The sequence below is a fragment of the Euzebyales bacterium genome, from assembly GCA_036374135.1.
GTDB lineage: Bacteria > Actinomycetota > Nitriliruptoria > Euzebyales > JAHELV01 > JAHELV01.
Genome location: DASUUK010000101.1, coordinates 1 through 4,765, shown reverse-complemented (window position 1 = coordinate 4,765; position 4,765 = coordinate 1). Strand labels below are relative to the sequence as shown.

At 73.4% G+C, this 4,765-nt stretch carries 5 protein-coding genes; 2 read left to right on the top strand and 3 right to left on the bottom strand.

Annotated features, from left to right (window positions below):
* The 3 genes from VFZ70_16495 to VFZ70_16485 form a co-directional block, all read right to left on the bottom strand.
* The coding region (locus VFZ70_16495; GenBank protein ID HEX6257410.1) for a hypothetical protein at positions 1-1,101 on the bottom strand (1,101 nt) is incomplete at its 3' end.
* Positions 1,102-1,149: 48 nt separating this feature from the next.
* Positions 1,150-1,998: a methyltransferase domain-containing protein gene (locus tag VFZ70_16490; protein ID HEX6257409.1), complete on the bottom strand. Its 849-nt coding sequence runs from the start codon at positions 1,996-1,998 to the stop codon at positions 1,150-1,152.
* Between the two features lie 208 nt (positions 1,999-2,206).
* Entirely contained in the window at positions 2,207-3,841 is a 1,635-nt protein-coding gene (locus VFZ70_16485) for a LuxR C-terminal-related transcriptional regulator (protein HEX6257408.1), read from the bottom strand.
* A 322-nt stretch (positions 3,842-4,163) separates the two neighbouring features.
* Between VFZ70_16485 and VFZ70_16480 the strand changes: the two genes are divergently transcribed.
* Positions 4,164-4,400 carry a hypothetical protein gene (locus VFZ70_16480; protein ID HEX6257407.1) on the top strand — a complete coding sequence of 79 codons (237 nt, stop codon included), beginning with the start codon at positions 4,164-4,166 and terminating at the stop codon, positions 4,398-4,400.
* Between the two features lie 23 nt (positions 4,401-4,423).
* On the top strand, positions 4,424-4,765 hold a 342-nt coding region (locus VFZ70_16475), incomplete at its 3' end, for a hypothetical protein (GenBank protein HEX6257406.1).

Genomic DNA, 4,765 nt, shown 5'->3' with positions numbered 1-4,765 from the left:
CGTCCAGGCGGCGTCGATCATCGGCGTTGCCTGGCGGAAGAACGCCGCCCCCGCCGCGCCCGGGCCATGCCGGTCGAGGACCCGGCCGAGCAGGGTGGCCTCGCGCAACGCCATGCTCATCCCCTGGGCGTACAGCGGGTTGAACGAGCACACCGCGTCGCCGACCACGACGTACCCGGCCGGCAGGGCCGGGAGCCGGTCGTAGCGGCGGCGCAGGTAGGCCGGGAACGCCCCACTCGCCGGCTCGCTCACCGGTTGCGCGCCCTCGGCGAGGACCTGCAGGTCGTCGGACTCCAGGGTGCTCGCGTACGCGACGAACCCGTCGAGGTCGGTCGGTGGCCGTTCGCCGAGGACCCCGACGAGGGTCACCAGGCAGCGGTCATCCTCGACGGCGACGGCGAACCCGCCGCGGCGTCCGTCCGGCGGTACGCCGGCCACGACGTGGCGGCAGCCGTCGAGGTCTTCCGGCCGTCGGCGGAACAACCGCGTGGCGTAGTGCACGCCCACGTCGAACCGTTCCTCGTCAGGTGCCGGGTACCTCAGGTCGGCCAGCCAGCGTGGCGAACGTGATCCGCGGCCGGCGGCGTCGACGACCAGGTCCCCGTGGAAGGTCGTCTCCGGTCCCCCGTCGGGTCGGCGCACGCGCAGACCGGCCACCCGTGCTTCGCCATCGAGTACCAGGCCACGGGCGTCGAGGCGGTCAGCAACCTCGACGGTCGGGAGCGCGCGGACCCGGCTGCGCACCACGGACTCGAGCAGCGGGCGCGTCGCCCCGAGGATCTGCAGCTCGGTGTCGTCCAGCGCGAGGTGGTCGCCGGCGACGTGGAACCGGATCTCGCCCACAGGCATGAGGTGGGCGCCGTGGGCGAGCAGGTCGTCGGTGATCCCGGGCAGCAGCGCGGTCAGCTCCTGCAGGCCCGATGGCAGCAGGATGTGGCCGTGCCGGCCCTGCGGGACGCCCGTGCGGGGGCGCCCATCGGCGGGCAGGGCGTCGCGCTCGACGACGGTGACCTGGTCGAACCGGTCGGCGAGCGCTGCGGCGGTGGCCAGCCCGGTCAGGCTGGCACCGACCACGAGGGCGTGTGCGCCGGTGCGTGGCATGGCTGTCCTGCCTCCTCCGTCGCGGTGTCCAGTGCTCGTCGGCCGGCGTCACGCCGTGCCGACGCCGACGTTGATGGCGTTGTGCAGCACCGCCTCGGGCGCACCGCCGGAGCGCTCGCGGAGCATGCCGTCGAGCACCTGCCGGACCTCGGCGGTCTGCTCCGCGGTGAGGTCGGCCACTGCGGCCGCACCGATCGGGTTGCTGTTCGTCACGACGTCCCACAGGTGGCCCGCCGATCGGACGGGCAGATCCCACACGTCGGACTCCACCCGCACGTCGGCAAGGCCGGCACCGGTCAGCTTGTCGCGCAGCCGCTCGGGGTCGGCGACCTGGAATGGCAGCGGCGGTGGGTCCGTCGGCAGGCCGGTGAAGTCGGGGACCACGGCACGCACCGCGCCGAAGAAGAACGTCAGGAACTCGGCGCGCGGCAGCGGGCCGACCGCGACGATCAGGACCCGACCGCCGGGACGGGTGACCCGCGCCATCTCGCGGACCCCGCGCGCCATGTCGGGGAACAACGAGACACCGTGCTGGGAGGCGGCCAGGTCGAAGGTGTCGCCGTCGAGGTCGAGGGCGTGGCCGTCCATCACCCGAGCGTCGATCGCGAGCCCTTCCCTGCCCGCCCGGGCGGCGAGACGCTCGATCATCACTGGCGAGATGTCGGAGGCCACGACCTGCGCGCCCAGCCGGGCGGCAGGAATGGCCAGCGCCCCGCTGCCCGCCGCGACATCAAGGACCCGCGTGCCGGTGGTGACGCCGTGGCGGCGCAGCACCTTGTCGCCCAACGCGATGTTGGGCGCGGTCAGGTACTCGTCGAAGCCGGGTGCGACCCGGTCCCAGCCGGCCCGGAGCTGCTCCGGCGTCGGCGCGGTCTGCGTGGTGTGTGCGGTCGTCATGATGTGCTCCCGTGATCGATGGTTCGGGCGGGTCGTCCAGCGCGGCGCGGACGGCCGCGAGGAACGCGGTCGGTGTTCGTCGGCGGGATCGTCAGTCCTGCATCCACCCGCGTCGTCGACGCTAGGAAGCCACCGACGATGCCGCGTCGGGAGGACGACCCAGATCAGCGCGACCCCGCGAAATGGGTCGTTCTGTGCAGGTGCAGCGCTAGACGAGCTCGTGCTCGTAGGCGTAGGCGGTGGCCGCGGCGCGGTTCGCGAGACCCAGCCGGGTGAACATGTTGTTGAGGTGGCGGGCCACGGTCTTCTCGCTGATGACGAGGTCGTCGGCGATCTCGCGGTTCGTCAGTCCGGCGGCGACCAGTCGGATCACCTCGACCTCGCGGGCGGTCAGGCCGGCCGCAGCGTCGGCCTGACCGCGTCCGGCGAGCTCGTCGAGCCGCGCCAGGTCCGGTCGGGCGCCGACCTCGGCGAAGATCTCCCGCGCCACGGCCTCCTCCATCCGTGCGGTATCGGCGTCGCCGAGCCGCCGACACGCCGACGCCAGCAGCACGCGGACGCAGGCCCCCTCGTACGGTGCCCCCAGTTCCTGCCAAGCCGACTGCGCGCGGTGCAGCGCCGAGACGGCGCCGCGCGCGTCTTCCTCGGCCAGCCGCACGGCGCCTTCCGCCTGCGCCGACATCGCCCACAACAGCGGCTTGTCGAGCTCGGTGGCGAGCTGGGCCAGCTCGTCGGCCGCAGTCCGGGCCACCTCGAGGTCGCCGGTCGCGAGCAGGATGTCCACGCACGCGGCGAGCACCTTCGCGCGGTCGCCGAGCCCCTGCGCCTCCTCGACGACGCGACGGATGGCGCCCTCCGCATCGCCGAGCCGACCCTGTGCCAGGCGCAGCAGCGCCAACCCCGGATGCGGCCCTCGACCCGCCCGGCCGGCCAGCCCGTACGTGCGCTCGGCGTCGGCGAACTCACCGCGCAGCCGGTGCAGCTCCGCTCGCTGGTAGTAGGCCAGCCCGATCGCCGACTGCCCCGGCGGGTCCGACAGGCGCGCGCACGCGCGCTGCGCCCCGGCGATCGCCGCCTGCCAGTCGCCGCGCAGCTGCGCCAGCTCCGACAGGTGGACGAGGCACTGGCCGCGGTAGGGCACCAGGTCCGGCTGCGCGTCGCACCAGGCGCTCAGGACCCGCGTCCACTCCTGCGCCCGGCGCAGGTCGAGCAGCCGCCGGCACTGCAGGATCACCCCGCAGTACACGAGCCCCGTGACGATCGTCGACACCTCACCGGTCTCGACGGCGACCATCGCCTCGTCCAGCGCCCGGACCGCGCGCTCGGGCTCGTCCATCGCGATCAGGGCCTGCGCGGCCGCGAGCCGAGCGAGCGCGCGCAGGTCCGGTTCGTCGAACCGCTCGGCGACGTCCAGCGCGCGGTCGAACAGCGCGAGGGATTCGGCGGGCTCGCCGGCACCCAGCCGTCGCAGGCCCGCCGGGAGGAGCAGGTAGCCCTGCTCGGCGCAGTCCGGTCCGAGCTCGGCGGTCAGCCGTCCGGCGCGGCCGATCCACCCGCCGCCACGCGCCTCCTCGCCGCGGTTGAACAGCATCACCCCGAGCCAGTACGCACACCGCGCGGCCTGTGCCACCGCGCCGGCGTCGAGGAACGCCTGATGGGCCCGCGCCCAGGCGTCTTCGCACTCGGGGTCCCGACCGGTCAGGTATGCCGCGCGGGCCAGGCGGTCAAGGTCCTCAGGCGCGATCGAGCCGTCCGCGGCGATCGCCGACAGGTGCGCGTAGGCATCCCCCCACGCGTGCAGGCGGAACGCCTCTCGAGCCTTGTCGATGTACGCCACCATCATGGCTCCCGCGGTACGAGCGGACGCCCCGTCGACCGTCGACGACGACGACGTCTGCCATCACCATACGAGAGGCTGCATCCGAATGACAGTCGGCGCACGAACCCCCTGGTGAACGCGAGCACAAGGAATGCCATGCCCAGCGACCGGCGACAGACACCGGACGGCGTGCCGGCGAGCACCGCCCTCGCCGCGGCGAGCCAGCAACTGCGGATCGACGTGAGCGCAGCGTTGCAGACGATGTACGACGACGCGTCGGGGACGCACCGCCCTGCGTCACGCGACGGCATGGATGCCACCGAACCCCGGCCGCAAGGGAGACGCGATGTCCAGTGACGTGACCGACAGCCACATCATGACCAACGGTGAGACGTCGTTCGCCGACTTCGGCAAGGAGATGTGGAGCTTCCTGACCGGCAAGGGTGCCGCGATCAACTACACCTTCGATGACATGCTCATCGAGGTCCCGCGCGAGACCGGCTCCGACGCGCCACGTGCCACGTGGCGCCTGCACGGCACGCTGCGCGTCACCACCACCGACGAGGACAACGGCGCTCAGTGACCGGCCCGGCACCGGGTCGGCGTGTGCTGGTTGACGCCGACCTCCACCTGTCGGTCGACGGTGTCGACGCCACGCTCGTCGGCCGTGGCAACGCGCTGACGTTGCGCACCGACGAACCGGCCCGCATGACGTCCGCGTTCCGCCGCAGCGGCCTGATCGCCACGCTGCGACAGCGCGGGCGCGGCGTCGCCGCGGGCCGCCTGGAGCGCTCCACGCTGACCATCGAGGGCCCGCGCGGACGCATCGCCCGGATCGCACCGGACGTCCGCGGGCTCCCGCTCCGGGCGTGGCCGGCAGGGACCAGGCTCCAGGTCAACCGACCGTTCGACCTGGTGCCAGCCGCCGTGGGTTGGGCCGTTGTCGGC